Genomic DNA, 23,325 nt, shown 5'->3' with positions numbered 1-23,325 from the left:
AAGAAACGAAGCAAAGAAAGGCGCCCCGGGTTCCTTGCCCGCCGTTGGCGGGTTCCCTTCGTTCCGTTCCGTTTTACAGCTCGGAAAAAAACTCGTCCGTCAGTCCCCTTCGGGCACTTCTGTCCTCAGACAGTTTTCCCTCAAATTCCTGTAAAACTCCACTGCTCTGCGGCGGCGTCGCACGGGGAAGAGGGTTTTTTAACCTTTCCCCTTTACACCTTATCCCTTGTTTATCCTGTTCGCGGCAAAGGCCGCGCCGAAGCCGTTGTCGATATTAACAACGGTCACACCGCTGGCGCAGGAGTTGAGCATGCCGAGCAGAGCGGCGATACCGCCGAAGGCGGCGCCGTAGCCGACTGAAGTCGGGACAGCAATCACCGGTACGCCGACCAAGCCGCCGACCACCGAAGGAAGGGCCCCCTCCATGCCGGCGACGACGATAATGACGGCGGCGTCATGGAGTTTTCCGGTCTTGGCAAGCAGGCGATGGATGCCGGCCACGCCGACATCGACCAGTTCTTCAACTTCGTTGCCGAGCATGCGCGCGGTGACAATCGCTTCACGAGCCACCGGTAGGTCGGAGGTACCGGCGCAAACCACGAGGATTTTTCCGCGGCCAGTGAATTCGATCTTTTTACTGATCAGGCTGAGAGTCCTGGCCAGTGGGTCATATTCGGCTTCCGGAAATTGTCCGAGCAACTTTTCTGCCTTTTCGGCATCGATCCGGGTGGTGAGGACGTTGCTGCCGTTCTCGCTCATCCGGCCGATAATTTTCTGCAGTTGTTCGACCGTTTTCCCCTCGCCGAAGATCACTTCCGGCACGCCCTGACGGAGTTCACGGTGATGGTCGATGGTTGCTTCGCCGGTCTCCTCAAAAGGCAAATCACGCAGTTTTTGCATGATATCTTCAATGTCTGCCTTGCCCTGCTGCAACTCCAGCAGGATTATTTCGAGCTGTTTCGGGTCCATTTATCCTCTTATACAAAAAATAAAAACCCTGTGATTCAGGTTGGTTATAGCTTAACAGGAAAAGGCTTTTTTGGGAAGAAAAGCAGTTCGATGTTTTGTTGGGAATTCGTGTTTTTGAGGGAATGAATTTTGCAATGTTTGTAACTAAAATTCAAATAGTTACAGATGTCTAATATAGATAATTTTTCTTTCCGGGAGTAACCCCATGCGTCTGAAAGAGTTTTTTTGTCTAAAAAACATGTTCGGAGTGTTGATTTCGCTGGCGCTTGTTGTTGGTTGTGATAACAGCAATCCGGTGCCGACCAAATCCTCTCCGCCATCGGCACTCTCATCACCGGCCCGTTTGTCTGCTGCTGGTAACTCTGCCATTATTGTTTCCGATTATTCTACCGGTAGAGTCTGTTTTGTCGATCAGCTAAGTTTAGAGCCGACTCAATGTTTCAGTATAGCCGGGCAACCAACTTGTGTGTTGTCTTATTCCGGAAAAGTCTTTATCGGAAATCGTTCAACCCGCTCAGTAGAGGTTTATAATAGTTCTGGAAGTTTTCTTTTTTATCTCGAAGATCAAACCGGAATTTTTTCTGATGTTAATGATCTTTCCATTGATAAGACATCCGGTACAGTCTATGTCCTTGATGCCAAGGCTCTTGCAATCAGAGCTTTCAATTCTGTAGATGGCAATGAAATCAATACTGTTGTAAGCGCTAACCTTGCCCGACCAACAGCTCTGACCGTGGATCAACAGACAGGGAATCTTTACGTCAGCGATTTTGGTGATCCTGGAGGCGGCATTCTTCCAAGGGTTAGAATCTTCGATTCGTCCGGTATTCTGATCGATGAAATTGTTGCAGTTGTCTCGGGCGGCAGCCTGAGTTCTAGCCAGTCCTTTTCAACACCACAAGGACTTTGCATCGGATTCAACTCTTCGGGCAATAAATTTCTTTTTATTGCAGATGCAGGGGCATCGGAAATCCAGGTTTACGATCTTTTGACGAAAAGTTCCGTCAAGACAATCGGAGTGCGCGGAGCGGCCGACGGCGAACTTTTTTATCCACTAGATGTCTATGTTGAGCCGGTGACACGTGACGTTTATGTGGCAGATAATCGAAATGGTCGTGTTGTTGTATATCCGGGTGAAGGGGAGGTGCCGTAATGAAGAATATTCAAAGCCTCTTCTTGTTGGTGGGGATTCTGGGCAGTTTGTTTGTGCCACAGAACTCTGAAGCTTTAATCGCAGCCCATTATAATTATAATGCTTGTGACACCTGTCATCAATTGCATGCTGGTCCAAGTATTTTCGGAGGTGGGCTTTTGACTGATGTTTCTTCGGAGGCGACTTGCATCAGTTGTCATGGTCCTTTGAGTATCGCCACTGAAGCGTCGATACATGATCCGGGTAATGTTGGCGCAGGAAATCCGGGTTATATCACTTGTCTCGAATGTCACAATCCTCACACCAATGGTGATCCGGAAGAACCGACATCCCCCTTGCCTTGGCCAAACGCTAATGGCGCAGGAAACTATAACACCAAGCTGGTAGGGATGGAGCTTGATTATAATGATACCGTACCCCCTCGCCCTGATTTGCCAGTTCCGCAGATCAGAGTTGAACGACCGGCCGGTCAGGGGGGGCTCGGTGCCTTGGTTGATGTTGTCTTCGAGAACAACAATGATTTCAGCCGGGGTGCATCCAACAATGGTCCCTGCCAGATCTGTCATAATGCCGGTCCGACGACCGGAGGTGATTCTGGTGTCGGTGATTTTCAGAGCCATGCCTGGGGAGACAACTGTGCCACCTGTCATATGCACAGCGACGGCTTCAAAAAGCGACACTGCGTCGAGTGTCACGATGTCAATTCGAGCCTAAGTGCAGATGCACCTAAAGTGTTGGACAAGGCAGGTGCAACCATTCCTGCCATTGGTACACATCTGCGTGTTGACGGTACTGACCCGATCGTTGGCCTGACTGATTTCCAATGGACGGCTCAGTGTATAGAATGTCACACGGGACATAGTGGTGATATTATCATTCCGAACAATGCAAAGGTCGGTATCGATTATCAGAAAACCGGCGGGATTGGTCTTGGGGGTAATGCGACACTGATTAGTGCAACAAGCGAAGCCGAAATATGCTGGGATTGCCATGGGGCAGGGCCGTCTGAATGGGATGCTTTGATAGATCACGGATTTACCGTTTCTGGAGGTCAGGATTGGACGGCTGTAACGTTTACCTTGGATAGTACCGTCATTCCTCCCCGGCCAACTTTGTCGATTCACACGGCAAATGATATCGACAGTAATCTAATCGGAGATGGAGTCAGCTCTTCGGTAGAACATAATATTAACTGGCCGGCCGGAACCTTGCGTGACAACGACCCGGCAGGAATTGGTAGCCCGGTACTTGAACCGGTGAGCCGAATTCGCTGCAGTTATTGTCATGATGTGCACGGAACGGCCGATCACAGTGGCGTGATCGCTGCCGGAGACGATCCAGATACCGCTCCTTATCTCCGCGGCACATGGATGCATAACCCCTACATGGCAGATACCTTTGAACGCCCGCCTCAAAGTGGAGACGGCTGGACTGGTAACCAGTGGTCACATTTTGATGGTACCGACACGGTTCCGCGTATCCGAACCGATACCTCCGGGGGCAACCAGCTTGGTGGTTACCAGATCGACCAGAATAATAATTTCCCGACATCCGGAGAGTCCCTTGCTTCATCCGCAGGGCTCTGTGTCCTTTGCCATGGCAGCGATGTAGATACCATGGATTATTACTCTGCTGAAAACCTCTGGATTGGCACCAATGGTCATTCAAATGCTGTACTCGGTGGTTCGGGCAGTGCGGGGGTTAATTTGTTTGATGCACGTGATCGAGATGGTATCAACAGTGTTGTTAATTTGAGCATGGGGTTTTTCATGGCTGGCCAGGGTGCCGATAATGTTGTGGATGATTCCCGTTGGGGAGATCAAAAGTGGGATGGAAACAATGAGCGTTTCAAGACTCTCCCTTTTGGTTCAAACGGCAAACAGGATACTCCCGACAAGGGGAATAGCGGCACTGCTCCACCACGTAACACCGGCTACTATGGTGGAACGGCTGGTACTCTCGTCCGTGGGGCTGGTTACTCGACTTGGTATTCGGCGACGGGGATTGGCAGCAACGGTAGCGGTAGTGGTCGAGCGCATGATTTTTCCTGCTCCAAATGTCATACGCCGCATGCGTCAGGTCTGCCGGCATTGTTGGTGACGAACTGCCTCGATTACACGATTTCCAACTGGAGTGTTTCGGCCAGCGGCCCTGATGGTGGTGGTGCAACAACATTGGGACCTTTGGCGACTGATACCTGGGCTAAGCAGGCCATGAACAACTGTCACCGGAAAGATACGACCGCCAATGGCTGGAATGTTTTGGCGCCACAACAATAAAATAAATAACAAATTTTGAAAGAAGGAGAAAGTTATGAAGAAATACATGAAACCGAAAGTAGTAGGGAGCGGCAACGTCCATCCCTGCTAAACGAAATCAATTTATATTGAAATAAAGAAGGGCGATGTAATACATCGCCCTTCTTTATTCTGTCTCTTGTCTTCTGTTTTTTCGTTATTTACGGATTCTCAATCTTGTTAAGGAAAACTTCTCTCGGCCGGCTGGTGCCATCGGACGGACCGATAATCCCTTCCTGCTCCATCTTCTCAATCATCCGGGCGGCCCGGTTGTAGCCGATGCGCAGATGGCGCTGGATCATCGAGATCGAGGCCTGTTGCTTGTTGGCAACCAGGGCGAGCGCCTCGTCCCATTTTTCGTCCTCTTCCTCCTCGAAACCGCCCGGCCCACCTTCGCCGGAAGCCGGTGTTTCAAGGATCGTCTTGTCGTATTCCGGCTGCCCCTGTTTGCCGAGGAAGTCAACGACCCGCTGGACCTCGACTTCGGAAACAAACGCGCCGTGAACGCGCTGCAATGCGCCGGTGCCGGGTGGCAGGTAGAGCATGTCGCCCATGCCGAGCAGCGATTCGGCTCCCATCGAATCGAGGATGGTGCGCGAGTCGGTGCGCGAGAAGACCTTGAAGGATATCCGGGTCGGGAAATTTGCCTTGATCAGGCCGGTGATAACATCGACGCTCGGCCGCTGGGTTGCCAGTATCAGGTGGATTCCGGCAGCGCGGGCCATCTGGGCGAGGCGGGCAACCGATTCCTCGATATCACGTCCGGCGACCATCATCAGGTCGGCCAGTTCATCGACGATAATGACGAGTTGCGGCAGGTGGCCATGTTCAAGCTCTTCGTCTTCGGCGATCTCGATTTCCGGCAGCTCCTCCTCGAGAAAATCGTCCTGCTTTACCTGCGGGTCCTCCTTGCTCTTGCGTCCGGCAGCAGCTTCCTTCTCTTCCTTGACCAGTTTCTTGTTGTAGCCGTCGATGTTGCGCACGCCCTTGTCGGCCATCAGTTTGTAACGCCGCTCCATCTCCCGCACCGCCCAGGCGAGGGCCAGGGCCGCCTTTTTCGGGTTGGTCACAACCGGCAGCAGCAGGTGCGGAATCCCCTCGTAGATCGAAAGTTCCAGCATCTTCGGATCAATCATGATCAGCCGCACGTCTTCCGGTGAAGACCGGTAGAGCAGGGAGAGAATCATGGTGTTGACCGAAACCGATTTACCGCTGCCGGTGGCGCCGGCGACCAGCAGGTGCGGCATTTTGACCAGGTCGGAGACGATGGTGTGACCGAAGATGTCCTTGCCGAGCGCCATCGGCAGCCGGCTGCGTGAGTTCTGGAACTCGGATGACTGGAAAATGTCCTTGAGATAGACGGTCTCACGGTCCTTGTTCGGAATTTCGATGCCGACGACGCCGCGACCCGGGATCGGCGCGACAATGCGGATCGAAAGTGCCGAGAGCGCCATCGTCAGATCGTCGGAAAGGCCGGCGATCTTGCTGACCTTGACCCCCGGGGCCGGCAGAAACTCGTACATCGTGACGACCGGTCCCGGTTTGACTTCGACCACTTCGCCCTCGACCCCGAAGTCCTTCAACTTTTTCTCGAGGATACGGGCATTCATCGTCAGGGCATCCTTGTCGATCGGTGCCGGTTCGCCACCCTCATGATCGAGTAGCGACAGTTGCGGCATGTGATAGGTGCCGGTCGGTTCAAGAAAGTCAAAAGCCTCCTGGCCTTCAATATCTTTTTTCGATTTCTTTTTTTCCTGTTTTTTGGGTGGGACTTTTTTCGTTTTCTCCGGCGGCGTTACCTTGGGCGCCGTTTCGATCCTGAGTCCCTTCTCTTTCGCCTTCTGCAGTTTGCGTGCTTCATGAGCCTCACGCCGTTTCTCAAGAAATTCGGCGAGCCTGGCCAGAACCCCTTCGAGGAAAAGAACCACCGAAAAGCGGGCAACCAGCATCAGGGCGACGATCAGGAATACGAGCAGAAAGATGGTGGCGCCGGAGGTGTTGAGGTATTTTTCGAGGGCTCCGCCAAGGATTGCGCCGACGGCGCCACCCGGACGGTGGATTGTTTCGCCGAGGAAATTGAAAGCGCTGATATGCAGGGCGAACAGCCCGTCGAGAGAAAGGATCAGCAACAGAAAGGCGCCGACCTTGTACGGTTTGACATGCAGGTCGCGAAACTTGAGCAGTTTCCAGGCGAACAGAAGAAAGGCACAGGGGACAAGCAGAATCGGAATGCCGAAGCCCTGGTAGAGCAGATCTGTCATGTGTGATCCGATAACGCCTCCGAAGTTGGAAATTCTGTCCGGATGGAGGTTGTTATTGAACGACGGGTCGGCGCTGTTGAAGGTCAGCAGGCAGAGCAACAGGTAGGCGCCGATCGCCAGCCAGATAAGACCGATAATCTCTTTCTTGAGATGTTCCCGAAATAGCGGTTTTTTTTCTTGTTTGCTCATGAATTCCCTATCAGGTCAGGGAGAGGGTCATGAAAAGTGCCCCGGCCACCCAGCAGTATATTGCAAAATAGTAGAGTCGTTTGCGTCGTATTATCGCTAAAAGAAAATGGATTGACAAGAGGCCGATCATCAGGGCCGCACCGGTTCCGGCAATGTAGCTGGTCATCTCCGCCGGGGAAACCTTTTGAATGTCGTCAAGTGAGAGCAGGGTTGCACCGAAGATTGCCGGCATTGCCAGCAGAAAGGAGAAACGGGCGGCGCTCTCGCCGTCGATGCCGCGTAGCAACAGGCTGGCTATGGTCGAGCCGGAACGCGAGATGCCGGGAATGATTGCCAGTCCCTGGGCAATACCGGCAATGATCGCATCGCCGTAACCGATGTTGCTGCTACCCTCACCTTTGCGCAGCCGTTCACTGATGAAGAGAATCGATCCGGTGACGATCAGCATGGCGGCAACGACCGGAATATTGTGAAACAGGGCGGTCGCATAATCCTTGCCGGCCAGACCGATGATCGCGGTTGGAATCGAACCGACGATCAGTAGCAGCAGCATGCGACGATCATTCCCGGCCGAATCGTCCTGGCGGAAAGGAGCAGTCAAGAGCTTTCGGAGATCCTTCCAGAAATAAATGGCGACGGCGATCATGGTGCCGACATGCAACAGTACGTCAAAGAGGACACCCGGTTGTGAAAAGCCGCTGATCAGGCTCTGGGCGATCGCCCGGTGGCCGCTTGAGGAGACCGGCAGAAATTCGGTGGCACCCTGCAGGGCGCCGAGTGCTATCGCCTGTTCGAGGGTCATTTATTAAAACTCCAGGATAATTGGCAGAATCATCGGGCGACGTTCAATACTTTTGTTGAAAAAACGGCGCAAGGACCTTCTGACTTCGACCCGCAGTTCTTCGCAATCCGAAAGAGCCTCGAGTGAATGTTCGGCCAGCATTTCAACGATCACCTGCCGCGCCTGTTCAAGAAAATCATGATGGTCATCTTCAATCAGAAATCCACGCGTCATCAACTCCGGACCGTACACGATTTTCCCGGTCATACGGTCCAACCCGAGCATCACGACAACCATGCCGTGATGGGCGAGGTGGCTACGGTCGCGCAATTCCATGAATCCTACGTCGCCGACCCCTTTGCCGTCTACAAAAATCCGTCCCGAATTGAATTTCTCTCCGATTTCTATTGCAGTCGGAGAAAGGCGCAAGGATGTCCCGTTTTCCAGTACCGGTACCGCTGCCGGGTTCAGACCGGTATCCCTGGCCAGATCGGCGTGTTTGACCAGGTGACGGTACTCACCGTGCACCGGGACAAAGCACTCTGGCCGGGTCAGTTCAATAACCTGGCGCAGCTCCTCGCGGGCGGCATGACCGGAGACATGGATTTCACTGGTCGTTTCGTAGTGAACCTCGGCGCCACGACGGTAGATATGGTTGATCATGCTGGCGATAGCCTTCTCGTTGCCGGGGATGAATTTTGATGAAAGAATCACCGTGTCGCCGGAGGCAAGTCTGATCTGCTTGTGCTAATCCATGGCGATGCGGGTCAGTGAGCTGAGCGGCTCACCCTGGCTGCCGGTGGTCAGTACCATGATCTGATGAGGGGGCAGGGTTCGGTAGTCGCGCAGGTCGATCAGGGCTTCGTCCGGAATATGAAGGTAGCCGAGTTGGCGGGCAATGGCGATATTATTGACCATGCTGCGGCCGTTGATCAGAATCTTTCGATGACTTGCAACGGCGGCATCGACAATCTGTTGAATGCGGTGAATGTTGGAGGAAAAAGTCGCCATCACAACCTGCCCCCGGCACTGCGGCATGATTTCGACAAAGGCCTCACCAACCTCTTTTTCCGAGCGGGTATGACCCTCTTTTTCAATATTGGTCGAATCGGCGAGCAGCAATCTGACCCCTTCGTCGCCGCATTTTTTCAGAAAAGCGAGGTCCGTCTGCTCGCCATCGACCGGCGTCGGATCAAGCTTGAAATCACCGGTGTGGACGATCAGGCCGGCACCGGTACGGATTGCCAGACCGGTCCCGTCGACGATCGAGTGGGCGGCGCGGAAAAATTCGACTGTAAAAGGGCCGAGTTCAAGCGGCTGTCGCAAGCTGACCTCATGGCAGTCGACCCGGGAATCGAGATCGTGTTCAACCAGTTTTCCCTTGAGCAGGCCGAGGGTCAGCCGGGTTCCATACACCGGGGGGAAGCCGAGCTTGTCAATCAGAAATGGAATGGCGCCGATGTGATCTTCGTGGCCATGAGTCAAAAGCAGTCCGCAGATATCGGCAACCCGCTCCTCAAGAATGGACGTATCCGGGATGACGATGTCGATGCCGAGCATGTAGGCTTCAGGGAACATCAGGCCACAGTCGATAATGACGATCTTGCTCTGATGCTCGAGCGCCATCATGTTGAGGCCGATCTCGCCGAGCCCGCCGAGCGGCAAAAGCCGGACCTGGTCTTCGGCGAGAGACGAAAGTTCAGGCATCGACCGGTTCCTGAGAAACGGTGACTGCGGAAGAGATTGAAGACACAACAGTAGCTATCAAATGGTCGCGATCGTTCTCGGTCAGGCCGGTGGTGTCAATGGCCGGGAAAATTGTCAGATTAACCGTGCCGCCGCGGATGCGTAGCTGGTTTTTCGGCATCAGATCGCGACTGCCGCTGATTGCTATCGGAACGATCGGTGCTCCCGACTGCAGGGCGAGCATGAAGCCACCCTTTTTGAATGATAGCAGGTTGCCGTCAGGAGAACGGGTCCCTTCCGGGAAAATGATAACCGAGGCTCCCTGACGTATCCTGTCTGCCGCATAGTCCATGCTGGCAATAGCCCGTTTGCGGTTGCCGCGGTCGACCGGTATGTAGCCGGCTCGCTGCATGGCGTTGCCGAAGAAAGGGACATCAAACAACTCCTTTTTGGCGAGCCAGCGGAACTGGATTGGCAGGCCGGAGTAGAGAATCGGGATATCGAAATTACTCTGATGGTTGGCCATATAAATAGTTGGCCGATGCGCTTCGATGTGCTCGCTGCCGGTCGTTTCAATCCGGACACCGCCGAGCCAGAGGGCCACCTTGCCCCACCATCTGGCAACCTGATGGACGCGGTTTGCCGTACTGCAGAGCGACACCATGATCGCCAGCAGGATACAGAGCCCGGTGAAGGGGATGTAAGTCCCGAAAAAGATAATTGTTCTGAGCATTTAAGCAGGCCTGAAAATGTATGTAAAAAGGACAGTCTATGGATAATCATGAAGGGAGTCAAATCTTTTTGGAAAGGCTTTACAGTCCTGGGCCTTTCAGTTAAACTCAGTATTCTAATTTGTGTTGATGGAGGGAGTTCACATGTCGGTAAACAAGGTCATTCTGGTTGGAAATCTCGGCAAGGATCCGGAGCTGCGCTACACTTCATCCGGCACCGCCGTTGCCACGTTTTCACTGGCGACGTCAGAACGCTACAAGGACCGTAGTGGCGAGCAGCAGGAAAAAACCGAGTGGCACAACATCGTCACTTGGCGCAACCTGGCAGAAATCTGTGGAAAATACCTGCACAAGGGAAAACAGATCTATATCGAGGGGCGGATTCAGACCCGATCCTATGATGATCGCGATGGCAATAAGCGCTATATCACTGAAATCGTTGCCGATCAGATGCAGATGCTCGGTAGCCGGGGCGATGATGGCGGCGGTCGGAGCCGTGGCGGCGATGATTTCGACCAGCGCCCTGAACCGCAAGTTGAGGAACCGTCATTCAATCCGGATGACGATATTCCGTTCTGATGAACATAGGGGATTTGTAAATGCTGTCAGATCGCCTGGAAGCCCTGCGCAGCCTGATTAATGACTCCGACGAGGAGGTACGGGCCGCTGTCGCCTCGGCAATGGAGAAAGTCGAGGCCGGCATGCAGCTCGATACGATCCTTGCGCATCTTGATGGCGATAATCGGGCCTTCAAGGCGAAGGCGATTCTTTCGCTCGGCAGAATTCACAGCGAAAAAGCCTTCCCGCCGCTGATCAAGATTCTCGGTGAAGATGACGCCAATATGCGCGGGCTCGCCTTGCAAATACTCGGCGAAAAGAAAAACGCCAAGACCATCATGAATATCGGCAAACATCTCAAAGATCCCGATCCTTCGGTACGGGTGCATGCCGCTGATGCCCTCGGTAATTTCCCCGACAAGCGGCTTGTGCCGCACCTGTCCGGATTGCTCGATGGTGATGATGATGCTCTGGTTTGCTCGGCTCTGCAGTCACTCGGCAGGATCGGGGTGCCGGAAGCGGAGGAGCCGATCCTCGGTGCTTTGCGCGATGCGCGGCCATCGGTACGCAAGGCAGCGGCGCTGGCGTTGGCGGAGCTGGAAGTTTAAAATTTTTTTACATTTATATGCATCAAAAAGGCCGCTTTTGCGGCTTTTTTGGTTTTTCGCAGATGAGTGTGAATACAGCATTACATTCCCCCCCCTTCAGTGGGCTCAGGACAGGCAAGATGGATGGGGACACTGCTAGTTGGGGACACTACCCGAAGTCCAGGGAAGTGTCCCCCCTGAAGGCAGAAGACAGGAGAACCGCGCGGTCGCGGCCGCGCACTCCGCCATACTCTTTTATTGAGCCATAAAAGAGTATGCAGAAAACGGCTCCCTTGCAGGGGGCCTTTTTGTGCGGTCTGAATTGATTATGTTCAACTTTGCTGCCAGGGAGTTTGCCTTGAGGCAAACACAGCTCGTCGCTGTGGCGGTTGCGGTCGGGCTGCGGTTCAGTGATTGCGCTGACAGGTGCGACCTCAAGAGCACCGGGGGTTAGTCAAAGGCTTTGATTTTAAAGTATTGAGACTTTTCCTGACTTCCTCTGACAGCTTAAAACTTACAGCTGTCTTATATGTAAAACCGCCGAGCGAGCGTATTTTAATCCGGCGTTCAGGTAACGCCAGTGACTGACGGATTGAAATCTGCGCAGTGAGGGAACCTGATCATCAGGCGGGTGGGCCGGGCGATATCGGCGAACTGGTTTTATGCTTTTCGGATGCGATTGGGAAAATATGACGGAATTTGAGTACGCACCACTTAACTCCCGGGAAAATGCTTTGAACCTTTTTTTGTATGTAATCGGGTTTTCACAAAGGTAATTACTTGGTGAAGTAATCCGTCACCTCAATCCCTTTGATAAACGGATCGACCTCGCCGGTGATTCGGATGACATCGGAACCACTGAGCTCAAGCATGTACGGATCGGGCAGCTTTTCACCAACCTTGCCGAACAGGATCTTAAGGAAGACGTCGTCCGGATTCTTTTTGCCGACTTCCATAACCAAACCGATTTCATTGGTGTCAAGCCGGACCAGGGTGCCGACCGGGTAGGTTCCGAGTGAGTAGGAGAACCGTTCAACAAATTGCGGGTTGAGAGTGCTGCCGGCCAGCCCTTCGATGACTTCGATTGCTTTACGCGGCGTCATCGGGTTCTGGTAGGAGCGCATTGTGGTCATGGCGTCGTAGGTGTCGGCGATCGCCGACATGTCAACGAGGCGCGAAATCTTTTTTCCACGGGCATCTTCGGGGTAGCCATTACGATCGTAGCGGAGATGATGGCAATGAACGATGTCGATAACCTCCTGCGTTGTCCCTTCCATCTCCTTGACGATAGCCATGCCGAGGGTCGGATGGGTCTTGATCGTTTTAAACTCTTCATCATTCAGCTTGCCGGGCTTGTTGATAATCTTGACGTCAATCTTCAGTTTGCCGATGTCGTGTAGCAGTCCGCCGAGGCCGAGCAGGCGAAGTTCTTCCTCTGAACAGGCGCAGGCACGACCGACCGAGAGTGCGAGCACCGAAACATTGACCGAATGGGTAAAGGTATAGTTGTCGTAATCTTTAAGCAGGGAAAGCGCAAACAGGGCGTGCGGATCTTCGAGGGTCAGTCGGGCCATATTCTTGACGACGCCGACAGCTTCGTCTGAGGAGGGGATGCGCCCCATCCTGACATCATCAAAGATAGTATTGATGACCTTGAGTGCCTTGCCGTAAACCTTGCGCGGTGAATCTGATTCTTTGGCATCATCGACGGTTTCAACCGATGCGACCTTGATATGCTCAGGGCCGTTCTCAAGCATGAAGCTTATGAAGTCATCACCTTTGCCGGGTGGTTTGCTGATGATTTCAAGGAAATGCTCGATCTCGTCTTTGCCGAGCCCGGAGAAGAACTCGAGCCCCTCGATTTCGAGGTTATCGAGAATGCCGGTCATTTCGATTGCTGCCGGGTTATCGTCAGGGAAAAGAGAGTCTTCGACGAAAAGGGTCCCTTCAAGCAGGCCCATACGGATGACTTCCTGGTGGCTGAACAACTGGGTGAAAGCGTTTTGCAGGTCACGCGTCCGCTGTTCGATTGCAGGATGCTGTATCGGGTAGAGGCGCAACCCCTTGAGGGCACCGGCCAGCCCCTGGATCAGTGTCTGGTGGTGTTCGTAGCTCATAAATTATTCGTTACGTTTAAGCTGTTTGAGCGCCTTGGTCGCGGCCCGGGCGACGACATCGGAATTGTCGTTGGCTGCACTTTGTAGAAGTTGCAGACGTTGCTCACTCGGGATAACGCCGATTGCGGCGATTGCAGAGGCACGGATTTCGTCGAGCAGGGTGCGGCGCCAGAAGGCTTTGGAATTGTAGATATCGGTCAGTACCGGCAAAGCTTCAGGCGATCCGATTTCTCCGAGCGCCTTGATCGCATCTTTCTTGATATCGGCCATTGCCGGGGAGTTCGGCATTTCCTTAACCATCTTGACCAGAGTTGGAACCGCCGCGGCATTTTTCATGGCACCGAGAGACAGGAGTGCCTGGCGACTCAAATCAGGATCGCCGGCGACAACCGTGCGAAGCAAAACACCGATTGCATTGGCACCGCCAATCTTGGTCAGAGCACGGATTGTTTCACGGCGGACCCGGACATCGCGATGGCCAAGCGTTTTCTGCAAATGTTCCGTTGATTCTTCGCGACGGATTTCACCAAGAATGGCAACTGCATTGCGAACGACAAACCAGCGGTCATCGTCGAGATATTCAAAGAGGATCGGCATTGCCGCAAGATCCTGGCGGATCAGAACTTCGGCAAGTGATTTCCGGACCTGTCCATCGCTCTCTTCGGAAAGGTGGTCCATCAGACGCCAGACGACGATTTTTCCTTTAAGCGAGACCAGGGCCCGCATGACCCCCTCGCGCAGGGCGTCCCACGAATCCTTGCTGCAGAGAATCATCACCAGGAAATCAAGGACATCCTCGGACGCAAGCTGATCAAGGGCGTTGAGACAGTAGTCTCGGCGGTTGTTACTCACTTCCTCGTCTTTCGAGATGTCAGCCAGGTAGTTGATCGCTTCGAGGACGAGTGGCCGGCCGGTCTCGGTCAGGTTGAGATGAATGTGCGGCGTCAGTTCCTGTATGAGGTAGCGAAAGCGTTGGTCGACTGCTTCCTGCTGCAGCTCGCGCAGAATTTTTTCGAGACTCCGTTCCTCTTCGGTCAGTTCCTGCTCCTGTTTCTGTTCCCTTTCTTCCTCGTCCTGCTCACCGACGAATTTTTCTTTCTCGGCTTCGAGCTCTTTTTTGAGCTCCATGAACTGGGCCGGTTCGACCATGTTGACCCAGATCGTCGAAACACGGGCTTTCATCAGCAGTTCGTGAATTCCGCCCATTTTCTGGATCTCGGTTGCTTCCAGGGTAAGACAACGGGCAAAGGCCTGGAGATCGTTGACATCAAGATCCGGGAGGAACATCAGGTGGTTAATGCGTCGGGAAAACAGGAATGGCGCCAATTTGGCAAGAATCGGATTCTTGTGCGCCACCGGCTTGTCTTCGAGATAAAACCCATCTTTTTTGACGGCACAGACAAACTCATCATCATCGGTTATCAGTGACAGGATACTTTTTGCTGTTTCATGTAAGGCCTGTTTGAGGGTCGGGTGGGTCGGCGGATAGTACTGCACCGCCTTGATCAGCTTGACCAGGTTTTTAAGGGCATTTTCAAGCCCGGTATGATTTTGCTGGTTGTCGCTCAAAACCCCTCCGTCAGGATGGTTAAACCATACACCTAAAATAGCTTTTCATACGACAAAAGTAAACAGGCATCACAATCATTTATTATAATATGGCCGGCTACTTGTCTTCGCTTTCGCTATTTTCAATAACGCAGAATCCGGCATCGTGTTTACCGTGCCCTTCGGCCACGTACATACCTTCAAGTACTTTTTTGAAGTTATTCGAAACTTCACGTCTTCGGACCTTGAGCGTTGGCGTTACCTCGCCCTCATCTGAACTGAAATCCCGGTTGATCAGGGTGAAACGCTTGATCCGGTTGTACGAGGGGAGTTCATCCTGGATTTTATCGACACGGCGGCGGATCAGGTCCAGCACCCGGGGGTGATTGACGAGATCGCAATGGTTAAGGTAGTCAATCTTCTTGTAATCGGCGTATTTTTCAATGTTGTCGAAGTTCGGTACGAGCAGGGCTGTCAGGTACGGCTTGTCATCGCCGTAGATCATCGCGTTGGCCAGGTACTTGTCAGTCTTGAACAGGTTTTCGAGATACTGTGGGGCAATGTTCTTGCCGCCGGCGGTGACGATCAGGTCTTTCTTGCGATCGGTGATCTTGAGGAATCCATCGTCGTCTATTTCGCCGATATCCCCGGTATGGAACCAGCCATCCGTCAAAACCTCGCCTGTCTTTTCATCGTTCTGCCAATAACCCTGGAAGATACCGGGGCCGGAAACAAGAATCTCGCCATCATCGGCGATTTTTATCTCAGTGTTGGGGAGAGGTTTGCCGACCGTACCGAGGCGGATGCCGTCCGGTTTGTTGGCGGCGAGCACCGGCGATGTTTCGGTAAGACCGTATCCCTCGTAGATCGGGATGCCGGCGGCAAGGAAGAATTCGGCGACATTCCTGACCAGTGGAGCGCCACCGGAGATAAAGAAACGGAGATTTCCGCCGAGCCGTTCATGCAGCTTGGAAAACACCAGCTTGCCGGCAGCGGCAATGCCGATCCGCAGCGGTAGGGGATCGGTCTGCCCGGACAGTAGCCGGTTAACGTGAGCGCGACCTATCTTCAGGGCCGCAAAAAAGAGTTGCTTGCGCACCCAGGGGCCGGCCAGAACCCGTTCCATGACCCGGGCAAACATTTTTTCATAGAGACGCGGAACGCTGATGACAATCTGCGGCCGGACCTCGGTCAGGTTGAGCGGCACCGAATCGATGTTTTCGGCGTAAGCAATGGTCACCCCTTTGCTCAGCATGAAGTAGTATCCCGCCATTCTTTCGAAGATGTGTGACAACGGCAGAAAGGAGAGGCAGGTGTCGGAATCGTAAATATCGTAAAGTTGACTGCAGGCTTCGATATTGGAGAGGATGTTGTTATGCGTCAACATCGCTCCTTTTGGTGTGCCGGTTGTCCCGGAGGTGTAGACCAGGGTGGCGAGATCTTCACCTTTGCCGGCGTCGACCAGTTGATCGACCCGGCTGTCGGTAACAGAATCGGCCTGCTGGCGGAACGATTCAAGCGACATGAAGTTGTCGTGTTCGGTCTCTCCTTCAAAAAGAATGACTTTTTCCAGCGGCGCAAAATCTTCCCACTGTTCGGCGAGTTCCGTGGTCAGAAACGGTGAAGCGAGAAACAGAAAACGGCTGCCGGAGTCATTGATGATATGTTTAAGGGTCGACAAACCCTCGGTGTGATAGACCGGGACGCTGATGGCACCGCAGCTCAGAGCAGCCAGGTCGGCGTAGACCCAATCGGGAGAATTGGGGGCCATGATGGCGACGCGGTCGCCGCGCTCAAGCCCCATGGAAAGCAGGGCCCGGGCCGATATCCTGGACTGGTCGGCCATCTGTTGCCAGCTTATATCCTTGTAATGGCCGTCAACTTTCTCCTGGAGCGCCGGCCGTGAACCGTAACGTTCGGCCTGGCGCAGGATCATGCGGATAAGAGTATCGCTCATGTTAACCTCACTTTCCGTATCTTCCGATGGATGGCTCACCAGACTTGACAGCGAATACTTAAAATGAAACGCTGTCAATGAATCCGTATCCGGAGGAAGACGCGTCATGGTTCTTGGTGTCACCGGTGGTATCGCCACCGGTAAAAGTTCCGTAACTGAAATGCTGGTCAAGCTCGGTGCCGTATCTGTCAGTGCAGATGATATTGCGCGTGAAGCGGTTGCCCCCGGCACCGCGGTTCTGCAGCAACTGTGCGCTTATTTCGGTGAATCGATCCTTAATGCCGACGGGACGCTCAATCGGGATGCCCTCGCTGGTATCGTTTTTTTCGATCCGGCGGCCCGTGCGATGTTGAACCGAATTACCCACCCGGCTATCGGGCGGTTGGCTGAACAAAAGCTTTCACATCTGCAGGCGGCGGCCGATTATCCATTGATCGTTTATGAAGCGCCGCTCCTTTTTGAAGCCGGCGCTGAATCACGGGTCGATCAGGTCCTGGTCGTAACCGTTGAACCGGAAATTCAGCTGCAGCGCCTGATCGCGCGTGACGGAATCGATCATGCCGAGGCGACAGCCCGTGTTGCTGCCCAGATGCCGTTAACCGAAAAGATACGCCGGGCCGATTACCTCATAAACAATTCCGGCTCGTTGGTCGAAACAGAAGCGCAGGTCAGGCGGCTTTATCGGGAGTTGACCCGGCGCGCTCCGGAGTAAGGGCCGTTACGTACCGTCTCGTTATCTCCAGTATAACATCCAGCCGCGGATTCTGCGGCGTCGTCAGGACATGTGGCACTTCTTTGCCAAACCTGTAGTATTCCTTTCTGTGGCTCCCGGTCCGGTTGTAAATCGTTATGGCACTGCCGGCGTCAACCGTGATGTCGCCGGCGGCCGAGGCGATTAAAACCGGCATCTTAATCCGCTTGAGAACTTTTTTGACCCGTTTAATCAGGCGGTTGATCTGGTGCACTCCGGCAAGAGGGCGGTCCCGATAGTAATAGGGTGAGTATTCAGCTTCTATCGGCCGGCGGTTGTATTTGAATACGTACTTCAGCAGCCCGACATTACGCGCCAGAAACTGGCGCAGCCGGATGTAGGGTGACAACAGAACCAGTCCGCTGTAAGGGCATGATTCTGCAGACAACAAAAGCAGCAGGGCGCCGGTGCTGAGCCCGATACCAATAACGTGATCGCAGGATAAGGCAAGTTTCCGGTAACCTTCCTCGACCGCTGACAGCCACTCATTGTATGTTCGGGCAGACAGATCTTCGGCTGTTGTTCCGTGCCCAGGCAGGCGGATTGCCAGTACCTGCTCGACTGAGCCGGCAAGGTCACGGCCGATTGCCCGCATTTCCCAGGGCGAGCCTGTAAAACCGTGAACCAGCAGGATGCCGACCCGGTTTCCGGCCGAGCCGGATATGCGGAAAGGCATGTTCTCCGGCAGGTTGACCCGCTTATCGTCGGCACATATTGTTAACGGTTCAATGTTCGGTTCACTCATATCTGAATGGTCGCATTTATGCTCTCTTCAGGTCCCGTAAAATGATACGTTTCTGCATGGAAAAAGCTGATTTTTGCAGTAATTTTATACAGTTCAAGTTTATCAGTGTCGGCGGTTTTGTCAATTAGGATAGGGTGTCATGGGCCTTGCTAATCATTGCAGGAGGCCTGGTCGGGATATTGAGCCTGGGGGGGCAGGTCTAAAGAATCGCGAGAGTTTCGGTCAGTAGCTATAGCCAGGATGTGCCGGATTCTTGAGTGGGAAGGTGCGAACGGGTGATGTGTTGTCTTTTTATAAAAAAGGCCTTTCCGCTGTATGGAAAGGCCTTTTGAAATATACCCAGGTTCGTACTACTTGTGGAAGCCGAGGCGGGTTGAAAGCTCCTCGCTCGATTTGACAGCGAGAGGGATGAGCTCATTTTCAATCCGTTCGTCGGTCAGGCGCATCGAAGGGCCGGAGATACTGATCGCGCCGACAATCCGGCGCGTGTAGTCGCGAATCGGAGCAGCGATACAACGGACACCCGGATCGAGTTCTTCGTTGTCGATGGCGTAACCCTGCGCGGCAATTTTTTCCAGCTCGGCAAAGAGATCGGAACGTTTGGCGAGGGTGTTCGGTGTAAATGACTTCATCTCCTCGTCAGGGAATATTTCCAGCAATTCCTCTTCCGATAAATGTGAAAGGTGCATTTTCCCAGAGGCGGTGCAGTAGGCTGGCAACCGAGAGCCGACCCGGGAGACGACCCGAACCGTCAGATCTGTTTCGATAACGTCCAGGTAAACGCTATGCGTTTCCTTGAAAATCGAGACATAGGAGGTCTCGTTGCAATCCTCGACCAGTTTCTCGAGAATCGGCTTGGCTTGCCGGAGCAAGCCCATCTGCTTGATAAAGGTCTGGCCGAGTTCAAGGGACTTGAGGCCGAGACGGTAGTTCTCGGTTGCCCGGTTCTGTTCGATATAACCGCGCGATTCAAGCGTTGCCAGAAGGCGAAAGACGTTGTTCTTGTGCAGTTTCAACCTTTTACTCAGTTCGGTGACGCCGAGTTCGTCAACATCGTCGTGGAACTGTTCGAGAAGATCGAGAGCATGGGAAACTGCCTGAATGATATATTCCGATTTTTCTTTTCTGGCCATGTGTTTTGCGAGCCCCTCTTGCCTTCCTGAATTCAGGTCATTACACCTGATGAGTTATAATGGAATCAGTGGGAGGTTGTCAAATATAAAGCAAAAAATGAGAAATCTGTTCCAGGCCACCGAACCCTTGCAACTAGCTGACTGAAACCGGATAAAGCTCCCTTCTGATGTCTGGTTTGTGAATAATAAAATGTTGTTTTAAAAATGTCAACAGACCGCTACTTTTTTCCTCTTTTTGTTTTCTCCCGTGAGTTGTTGACAGGTTGGTGCCCGTTCGCTAGATTGAACCCAAATTCATTTAACGGAACGCGCTTATGCTGAATCTGAGTAAAAAAATTGTTGTTGCAATCGATGGTTCTCCCCAATCCGACAAGGCGGCTGAAGAAGCGGTGCGGATGGCCACCATTTCGCGCGGGAGGGTCAAGAGCCGCATCTATGCCGTCCTGGTGTTGCCGAAATCGGATGCTCCGGCGGTCGATTCTCTTGCTGTTCCGGATGACCGCATGGTCTCCGATCATGAGTCTATTCGCAAGCAGATGTTCTATGTCATTGAAAAGGCGGCTCGAGAGGCGGAAATCGGATTTGAGAGTGTTATTGCCTATGGCGATCCGGCTGAAGAGATTATCAGGGTTGCCGAAGAAAGAGAATGTGATGTGATTGTGATCGGCTCATCCGGAAAAGGGCGGGTCAAAAGAGCTTTGCAGGGCTCAGTTTCGATTGATGTTGCATTGCACGCTCATGTTTCGGTATACGTTGTACGCTGATAGAGAGATCAAACCTACACCTGATACATCTGGATGACCTTGCACTCTTCGCGCCCTTCCGCTTTTCTCGTTTCACGGCATAAATAATCGTGGACCTCGCCCAGAACATCAAGAATCAGTTCTTCTTCCTCCGGGAATTCCTGTGGGGATAATTCGAGAGTAATGGTCCGGTCATAATCGGTTTCCCGCAGGTGATTCAGAAACCGGGTCAGCGGTAATGAACCGTGTCCCGGCAAAAGATGTTCCCGGCCGTTTGTGTAATCGGAAAAGTGAATGTGCCGCATCATTCCGGAATCGTAAAATTGGTGAAAGTCGATCAGGAAATTTGTGTTGGCTGTCCCCATGTGAGCCGTGTCGAATGTCAGGAACAGGTTGTGCTGCTGCATGAAGTCAATCAGGTTTCGCGTATTGTTCATCATGTAGGTACTTGTTTTGAGCGGTCCGGTGTGTGGCATGTTCTCGATTGTAATCGTCACGAGGTTCTGGCCGATCTCTTCCTGGAAATCATCAACCGAACGCATAAAACGGAGAAATCTCCATTCCATGGCCGCCCAGGAAGGGGGGTGGAATGTAACTAACGGGATGTCGGCCTCGATGGCAAGATCGGCTGTTTTGCGCAGCTGGTCAACCTTGTTTCCCCAGTTGTCGAGGATGATGAACGGGGCGTGCAGGGAGGTGATCGGCATTATCTGCTTCAGTTCATTGAGCAGGTCGAGGTTGCGGCCGTACTGAAAATCCTGGTTGATAATGACTTCCATTCCGTCAAAGCCGGTTCGCCGGGCCAGTTCGAAAACATGGTGCATCGGCAAGGTGTAAAGCGATCCGGCGGAAAGAATGAGCTTCATCAGTATTTATCCCGAGTAAAAAACCGTTTTATTTTCGCATTTCTTTTAGCAAAAAGTGAAGCAGGTGTCAATTTAATGGAGCTCTTTAAGTGAGATTTTTATTATTGAATGCGTTCTTCCCGTCGCTAAAAATACCTGATCAAGGATCAGCGTGAGCATGGTCGTGCTGTTGATATTGTTGAAAATTACATAAACGAGGGATTCCCTGGAGAGAATGCGAGAAAGCGGCTGTTGCTGTGAAAATCAGAACCCGGGACTGTTTTCGTGTCCGCAACCGAAATGCAACTGCACAAACATGCAGAACCAGTGTTCAATTATGTTTACCCGTAACCGGGCGTCATTGAATGTGCGGAGAAATGGATTTCGTTACTTCCCGCAGCAGGCTGGTCGCAAAGCTCCCTTTTGGAAGAGCAAATCGAAGTAACAGATCTTTCTGCTCCATCTCGATCTCAATGTCGGAAACCGGGATACGAATCGGCCGGCGTTCTCCCGGCATGTCGAGACCGCGGCCAAGTTTGAAATCACCCAACTGCAATTTTTCTTTTTCGAGCAGGGATTCTTCAATGATCCCGCTCTGGCTTCTGGCCAGCATGGTTTTATGGCCAAAAAGGGGAGCTGTTGCACTGATTTCAAAGCTGTCGGCCCGCTGCTGTTCGGCCGATTCGTTTTCAACTCTGAAACAGGCTCCATTCTGGTGCTTGTAGGCGATGTCGCCAGGCCAGATTTTATCGATTGTTGCCAGACGCATGTCGATGATTCGGTCGAACAGGGAAGACTGGCAGGCTGAAAGGTAAAGCCTGAGCATGTTGCGCGGCAGACCAAGGAGTGTCTTTTTGGCGCTGCGTCCACGGATGAGGTCGGTGATAACCTGCCGTTCGTAACGGCAGTGTCGGGGAAGGCGCTCAACTGCCTTTTGCAGGTCGCCTGATAAAAACAGCTCAGCGGCTTCTTTCCAGGCCGGATGTTCGATCAATTCCGGGTCGCCGATCACCAGGCGGCAACCTGTTTCGTAATCCTGCTTCATGATCGATCGACCGACCAGATGGGAATTGCCGAGAATCCCGTAACGTTGGCGGCCAAAGTAGTTCGGCATCCCTCTCTTTTCGAGGATCTCGAGAATTGTTCGGGCCCGCTCCAGGGCATCCGGCTCCGGATCGGCAATCCGGATTTGAAAGCGGTTGCCGAGCAGATGCCCGGGCCGCAGCTTGTTGCGATGCCGCCGCGCCGAAACCATACTGATCTGCCCGGTTTCTATCCGCTCCGCCTGGTCCGGTTCAACCAGCGGCAGAGAGATTGTCTGGATGGTTGTCGCCTTCGCGTCCTTGAGCCCGGCATATCCGATCTCCCGTTCCTGGACCTTGAAAGTTTGGGCGGCATGACGCAGCAATTGCTGGGTCGTCAGGTCTTTCTTTTCAACGGTCAGGTAGAGATGTTCTCCTTCGCCGGAAGGTTGGTAAAGCGGAATCTCCTCGACATGGAAATCATCAGCGGTCTCCTTGATGGTACCGCCAGTTCCCGGAATCTCCGCTGTGAGATAATGCTCACTCATTGCCGGCCCGCCCCCAGCGGGAGCGGAAGCCGCAGAGGATCTCGGGTTGTGAGAGTTCGGATAGGGACACGTTGCCCAGTTTTCGGTAATGCATGAAATAGATCGGTTGTCCGCGATCAAGGAAACGCTGCATGTACTTTGAAATCGGATAATTCGGCAGATGGTTGACCCATGGCGTCCCGAGACAATTTTGATACCCTCTGGCATTCGGCAGCATGCCCCCAACCTGTTCGGCATAGTCGGTAAAATCGGTGCTGAAGTAGAAATCTCCTTCCGGTTCCAGATAGTGGAGAAGCAGTTCCATGAATGACTCATTGACCAGTCGTCTCGAGCGATGCCTCTTTTTCGGCCAGGGATCTGGGCAGTTAATGTAGACAGCGGCCAGACTCTGTTTTTCGATGTAGTGGGTCAGCAGGTAGCGTGCTTCGATCCGCATCACCAGTACGTTTTCGAGACCCTGCGCCTCGATTTTTTTGCAGGTCTTGTAACAGCCCTTGTTGTAAATATCGATAGCAATATAATTGGTCCCCGGGTTGGCTGTGGCCAATTCGGCAACAAAATGGCCGGTTCCACAGCCGATTTCGAGAGCAATCGGCTGATCCCCAGGGAACAACCGGGCCAGCGGTTCCGCTGATTTCAGCTGCTCTTCCGGAATGAAATACGGCGAGTTTATTTCAATCATTCGTTGGGTCATCGTGGTTCCG

The 23,325-nt window shown here is 53.0% G+C and carries 18 protein-coding genes and 1 pseudogene; 6 read left to right on the top strand and 13 right to left on the bottom strand.

Annotated features, from left to right (window positions below; all coding sequences use genetic code 11):
* Nucleotides 1-219 precede the first annotated feature (219 nt).
* Entirely contained in the window at nt 220-969 is a 750-nt protein-coding gene (locus C0623_08480) for a 1-(5-phosphoribosyl)-5-amino-4-imidazole-carboxylate carboxylase (GenBank protein ID PLX99836.1), read from the bottom strand.
* Nucleotides 970-1,174: 205 nt separating this feature from the next.
* Here C0623_08480 and C0623_08475 point away from each other — a divergent pair, with 205 nt between their 5' ends.
* Nucleotides 1,175-2,122 (top strand): hypothetical protein, encoded by a 948-nt coding sequence (locus C0623_08475; protein ID PLX99835.1) that lies wholly within the window; start codon nt 1,175-1,177, stop codon nt 2,120-2,122.
* Between the two features lie 389 nt (nt 2,123-2,511).
* Nucleotides 2,512-4,401, top strand: a complete 1,890-nt coding sequence (locus tag C0623_08470; GenBank protein ID PLX99834.1) for a hypothetical protein — start codon at nt 2,512-2,514, stop codon at nt 4,399-4,401.
* Nucleotides 4,402-4,580: 179 nt separating this feature from the next.
* Here C0623_08470 and C0623_08465 read toward each other — a convergent pair whose 3' ends face one another.
* The 4 genes and pseudogenes from C0623_08465 to C0623_08450 form a co-directional block, all read right to left on the bottom strand.
* Nucleotides 4,581-6,869 carry a cell division protein FtsK gene (locus C0623_08465; protein PLX99833.1) on the bottom strand — a complete coding sequence of 763 codons (2,289 nt, stop codon included), beginning with the start codon at nt 6,867-6,869 and terminating at the stop codon, nt 4,581-4,583.
* Between the two features lie 10 nt (nt 6,870-6,879).
* Entirely contained in the window at nt 6,880-7,671 is a 792-nt protein-coding gene (locus tag C0623_08460) for a UDP-diphosphatase (GenBank protein ID PLX99832.1), read from the bottom strand.
* A 3-nt stretch (nt 7,672-7,674) separates the two neighbouring features.
* Nucleotides 7,675-9,357, bottom strand: a pseudogene (locus C0623_08455) (ribonuclease J).
* Complete coding sequence (locus tag C0623_08450) at nt 9,350-10,069, bottom strand: 1-acyl-sn-glycerol-3-phosphate acyltransferase (GenBank protein PLX99831.1); 720 nt, start codon at nt 10,067-10,069, stop codon at nt 9,350-9,352. The pseudogene C0623_08455 and the gene C0623_08450 overlap by 8 nt, the downstream one beginning before the upstream one ends.
* A gap of 142 nt (nt 10,070-10,211) precedes the next feature.
* Between C0623_08450 and C0623_08445 the strand changes: the two genes are divergently transcribed.
* Nucleotides 10,212-10,646 (top strand): single-stranded DNA-binding protein, encoded by a 435-nt coding sequence (locus tag C0623_08445; protein ID PLX99830.1) that lies wholly within the window; start codon nt 10,212-10,214, stop codon nt 10,644-10,646.
* A gap of 20 nt (nt 10,647-10,666) precedes the next feature.
* Nucleotides 10,667-11,233, top strand: a complete 567-nt coding sequence (locus C0623_08440; protein ID PLX99829.1) for a hypothetical protein — start codon at nt 10,667-10,669, stop codon at nt 11,231-11,233.
* Between the two features lie 755 nt (nt 11,234-11,988).
* On the opposite strand, the gene C0623_08435 is transcribed toward C0623_08440, so the two are convergent.
* From C0623_08435 to C0623_08425, 3 genes are all read right to left on the bottom strand, one after another.
* Complete coding sequence (locus C0623_08435) at nt 11,989-13,329, bottom strand: phosphohydrolase (GenBank protein ID PLX99828.1); 1,341 nt, start codon at nt 13,327-13,329, stop codon at nt 11,989-11,991.
* A 3-nt stretch (nt 13,330-13,332) separates the two neighbouring features.
* Nucleotides 13,333-14,898 carry a hypothetical protein gene (locus C0623_08430; GenBank protein ID PLX99827.1) on the bottom strand — a complete coding sequence of 522 codons (1,566 nt, stop codon included), beginning with the start codon at nt 14,896-14,898 and terminating at the stop codon, nt 13,333-13,335.
* Between the two features lie 97 nt (nt 14,899-14,995).
* The gene (locus C0623_08425) at nt 14,996-16,942 is read right to left on the bottom strand and encodes a long-chain fatty acid--CoA ligase (protein PLX99826.1); all 1,947 of its coding nucleotides are present in this window, start codon (nt 16,940-16,942) and stop codon (nt 14,996-14,998) included.
* Here C0623_08425 and C0623_08420 point away from each other — a divergent pair.
* Nucleotides 16,941-17,546, top strand: a complete 606-nt coding sequence (locus C0623_08420) for a dephospho-CoA kinase (GenBank protein ID PLX99825.1) — start codon at nt 16,941-16,943, stop codon at nt 17,544-17,546. The genes C0623_08425 and C0623_08420 overlap by 2 nt on opposite strands.
* Here C0623_08420 and C0623_08415 read toward each other — a convergent pair.
* Together C0623_08415 and C0623_08410 are read right to left on the bottom strand one after the other, a co-directional pair.
* Entirely contained in the window at nt 17,503-18,330 is an 828-nt protein-coding gene (locus C0623_08415; protein PLX99824.1) for a carboxylesterase, read from the bottom strand. The two genes, C0623_08420 and C0623_08415, sit on opposite strands and share 44 nt — an antisense overlap.
* A 350-nt stretch (nt 18,331-18,680) precedes the next feature.
* Nucleotides 18,681-19,463 (bottom strand): IclR family transcriptional regulator, encoded by a 783-nt coding sequence (locus C0623_08410; protein ID PLX99823.1) that lies wholly within the window; start codon nt 19,461-19,463, stop codon nt 18,681-18,683.
* 314 nt (nt 19,464-19,777) lie between these two features.
* On the opposite strand from C0623_08410, the gene C0623_08405 reads away from it, so the two are divergent.
* Nucleotides 19,778-20,227, top strand: a complete 450-nt coding sequence (locus C0623_08405) for a universal stress protein (protein PLX99822.1) — start codon at nt 19,778-19,780, stop codon at nt 20,225-20,227.
* A gap of 14 nt (nt 20,228-20,241) precedes the next feature.
* Here the strand turns inward: C0623_08405 and C0623_08400 are convergent, their stop codons facing one another.
* From C0623_08400 to trmB, 3 genes are all read right to left on the bottom strand, one after another.
* The gene (locus tag C0623_08400) at nt 20,242-21,072 is read right to left on the bottom strand and encodes a sugar phosphate isomerase/epimerase (GenBank protein ID PLX99821.1); all 831 of its coding nucleotides are present in this window, start codon (nt 21,070-21,072) and stop codon (nt 20,242-20,244) included.
* A 337-nt stretch (nt 21,073-21,409) separates the two neighbouring features.
* Nucleotides 21,410-22,621: a tRNA pseudouridine(13) synthase TruD gene (locus C0623_08395; GenBank protein PLX99820.1), complete on the bottom strand. Its 1,212-nt coding sequence runs from the start codon at nt 22,619-22,621 to the stop codon at nt 21,410-21,412.
* Entirely contained in the window at nt 22,614-23,315 is a 702-nt protein-coding gene (trmB, locus tag C0623_08390; GenBank protein PLX99819.1) for a tRNA (guanosine(46)-N7)-methyltransferase TrmB, read from the bottom strand. The genes C0623_08395 and trmB overlap by 8 nt, the downstream gene beginning before the upstream one ends.
* Nucleotides 23,316-23,325 lie beyond the last annotated feature (10 nt).

The sequence above is a fragment of the Desulfuromonas sp. genome (assembly GCA_002869615.1).
In the GTDB taxonomy this organism is placed as follows: domain Bacteria; phylum Desulfobacterota; class Desulfuromonadia; order Desulfuromonadales; family UBA2294; genus BM707.
Note: the sequence above shows the minus strand (reverse complement) of the source record. Positions and strands in the feature narration are given on the sequence as shown.

Excerpts from the sequence above, each read along its gene's own strand:
- C0623_08480 (PLX99836.1), bottom strand. The coding sequence starts at position 969 with ATGGACCCGAAACAGCTCGAAATAATCCTGCTGGAGTTGCAGCAGGGC.
- C0623_08475 (PLX99835.1), top strand. The coding sequence starts at position 1,175 with ATGCGTCTGAAAGAGTTTTTTTGTCTAAAAAACATGTTCGGAGTGTTG.
- C0623_08470 (PLX99834.1), top strand. The coding sequence starts at position 2,512 with ATGGAGCTTGATTATAATGATACCGTACCCCCTCGCCCTGATTTGCCA.
- C0623_08465 (PLX99833.1), bottom strand. The coding sequence starts at position 6,869 with ATGAGCAAACAAGAAAAAAAACCGCTATTTCGGGAACATCTCAAGAAA.
- C0623_08460 (PLX99832.1), bottom strand. The coding sequence starts at position 7,671 with ATGACCCTCGAACAGGCGATAGCACTCGGCGCCCTGCAGGGTGCCACC.
- C0623_08450 (PLX99831.1), bottom strand. The coding sequence starts at position 10,069 with ATGCTCAGAACAATTATCTTTTTCGGGACTTACATCCCCTTCACCGGG.
- C0623_08445 (PLX99830.1), top strand. The coding sequence starts at position 10,212 with ATGTCGGTAAACAAGGTCATTCTGGTTGGAAATCTCGGCAAGGATCCG.
- C0623_08440 (PLX99829.1), top strand. The coding sequence starts at position 10,667 with ATGCTGTCAGATCGCCTGGAAGCCCTGCGCAGCCTGATTAATGACTCC.
- C0623_08435 (PLX99828.1), bottom strand. The coding sequence starts at position 13,329 with ATGAGCTACGAACACCACCAGACACTGATCCAGGGGCTGGCCGGTGCC.
- C0623_08420 (PLX99825.1), top strand. The coding sequence starts at position 16,941 with ATGGTTCTTGGTGTCACCGGTGGTATCGCCACCGGTAAAAGTTCCGTA.
- C0623_08425 (PLX99826.1), bottom strand. The coding sequence starts at position 16,942 with ATGACGCGTCTTCCTCCGGATACGGATTCATTGACAGCGTTTCATTTT.
- C0623_08415 (PLX99824.1), bottom strand. The coding sequence starts at position 18,330 with ATGAGTGAACCGAACATTGAACCGTTAACAATATGTGCCGACGATAAG.
- C0623_08410 (PLX99823.1), bottom strand. The coding sequence starts at position 19,463 with ATGGCCAGAAAAGAAAAATCGGAATATATCATTCAGGCAGTTTCCCAT.
- C0623_08405 (PLX99822.1), top strand. The coding sequence starts at position 19,778 with ATGCTGAATCTGAGTAAAAAAATTGTTGTTGCAATCGATGGTTCTCCC.
- C0623_08400 (PLX99821.1), bottom strand. The coding sequence starts at position 21,072 with ATGAAGCTCATTCTTTCCGCCGGATCGCTTTACACCTTGCCGATGCAC.
- C0623_08395 (PLX99820.1), bottom strand. The coding sequence starts at position 22,621 with ATGAGTGAGCATTATCTCACAGCGGAGATTCCGGGAACTGGCGGTACC.
- trmB (PLX99819.1), bottom strand. The coding sequence starts at position 23,315 with ATGACCCAACGAATGATTGAAATAAACTCGCCGTATTTCATTCCGGAA.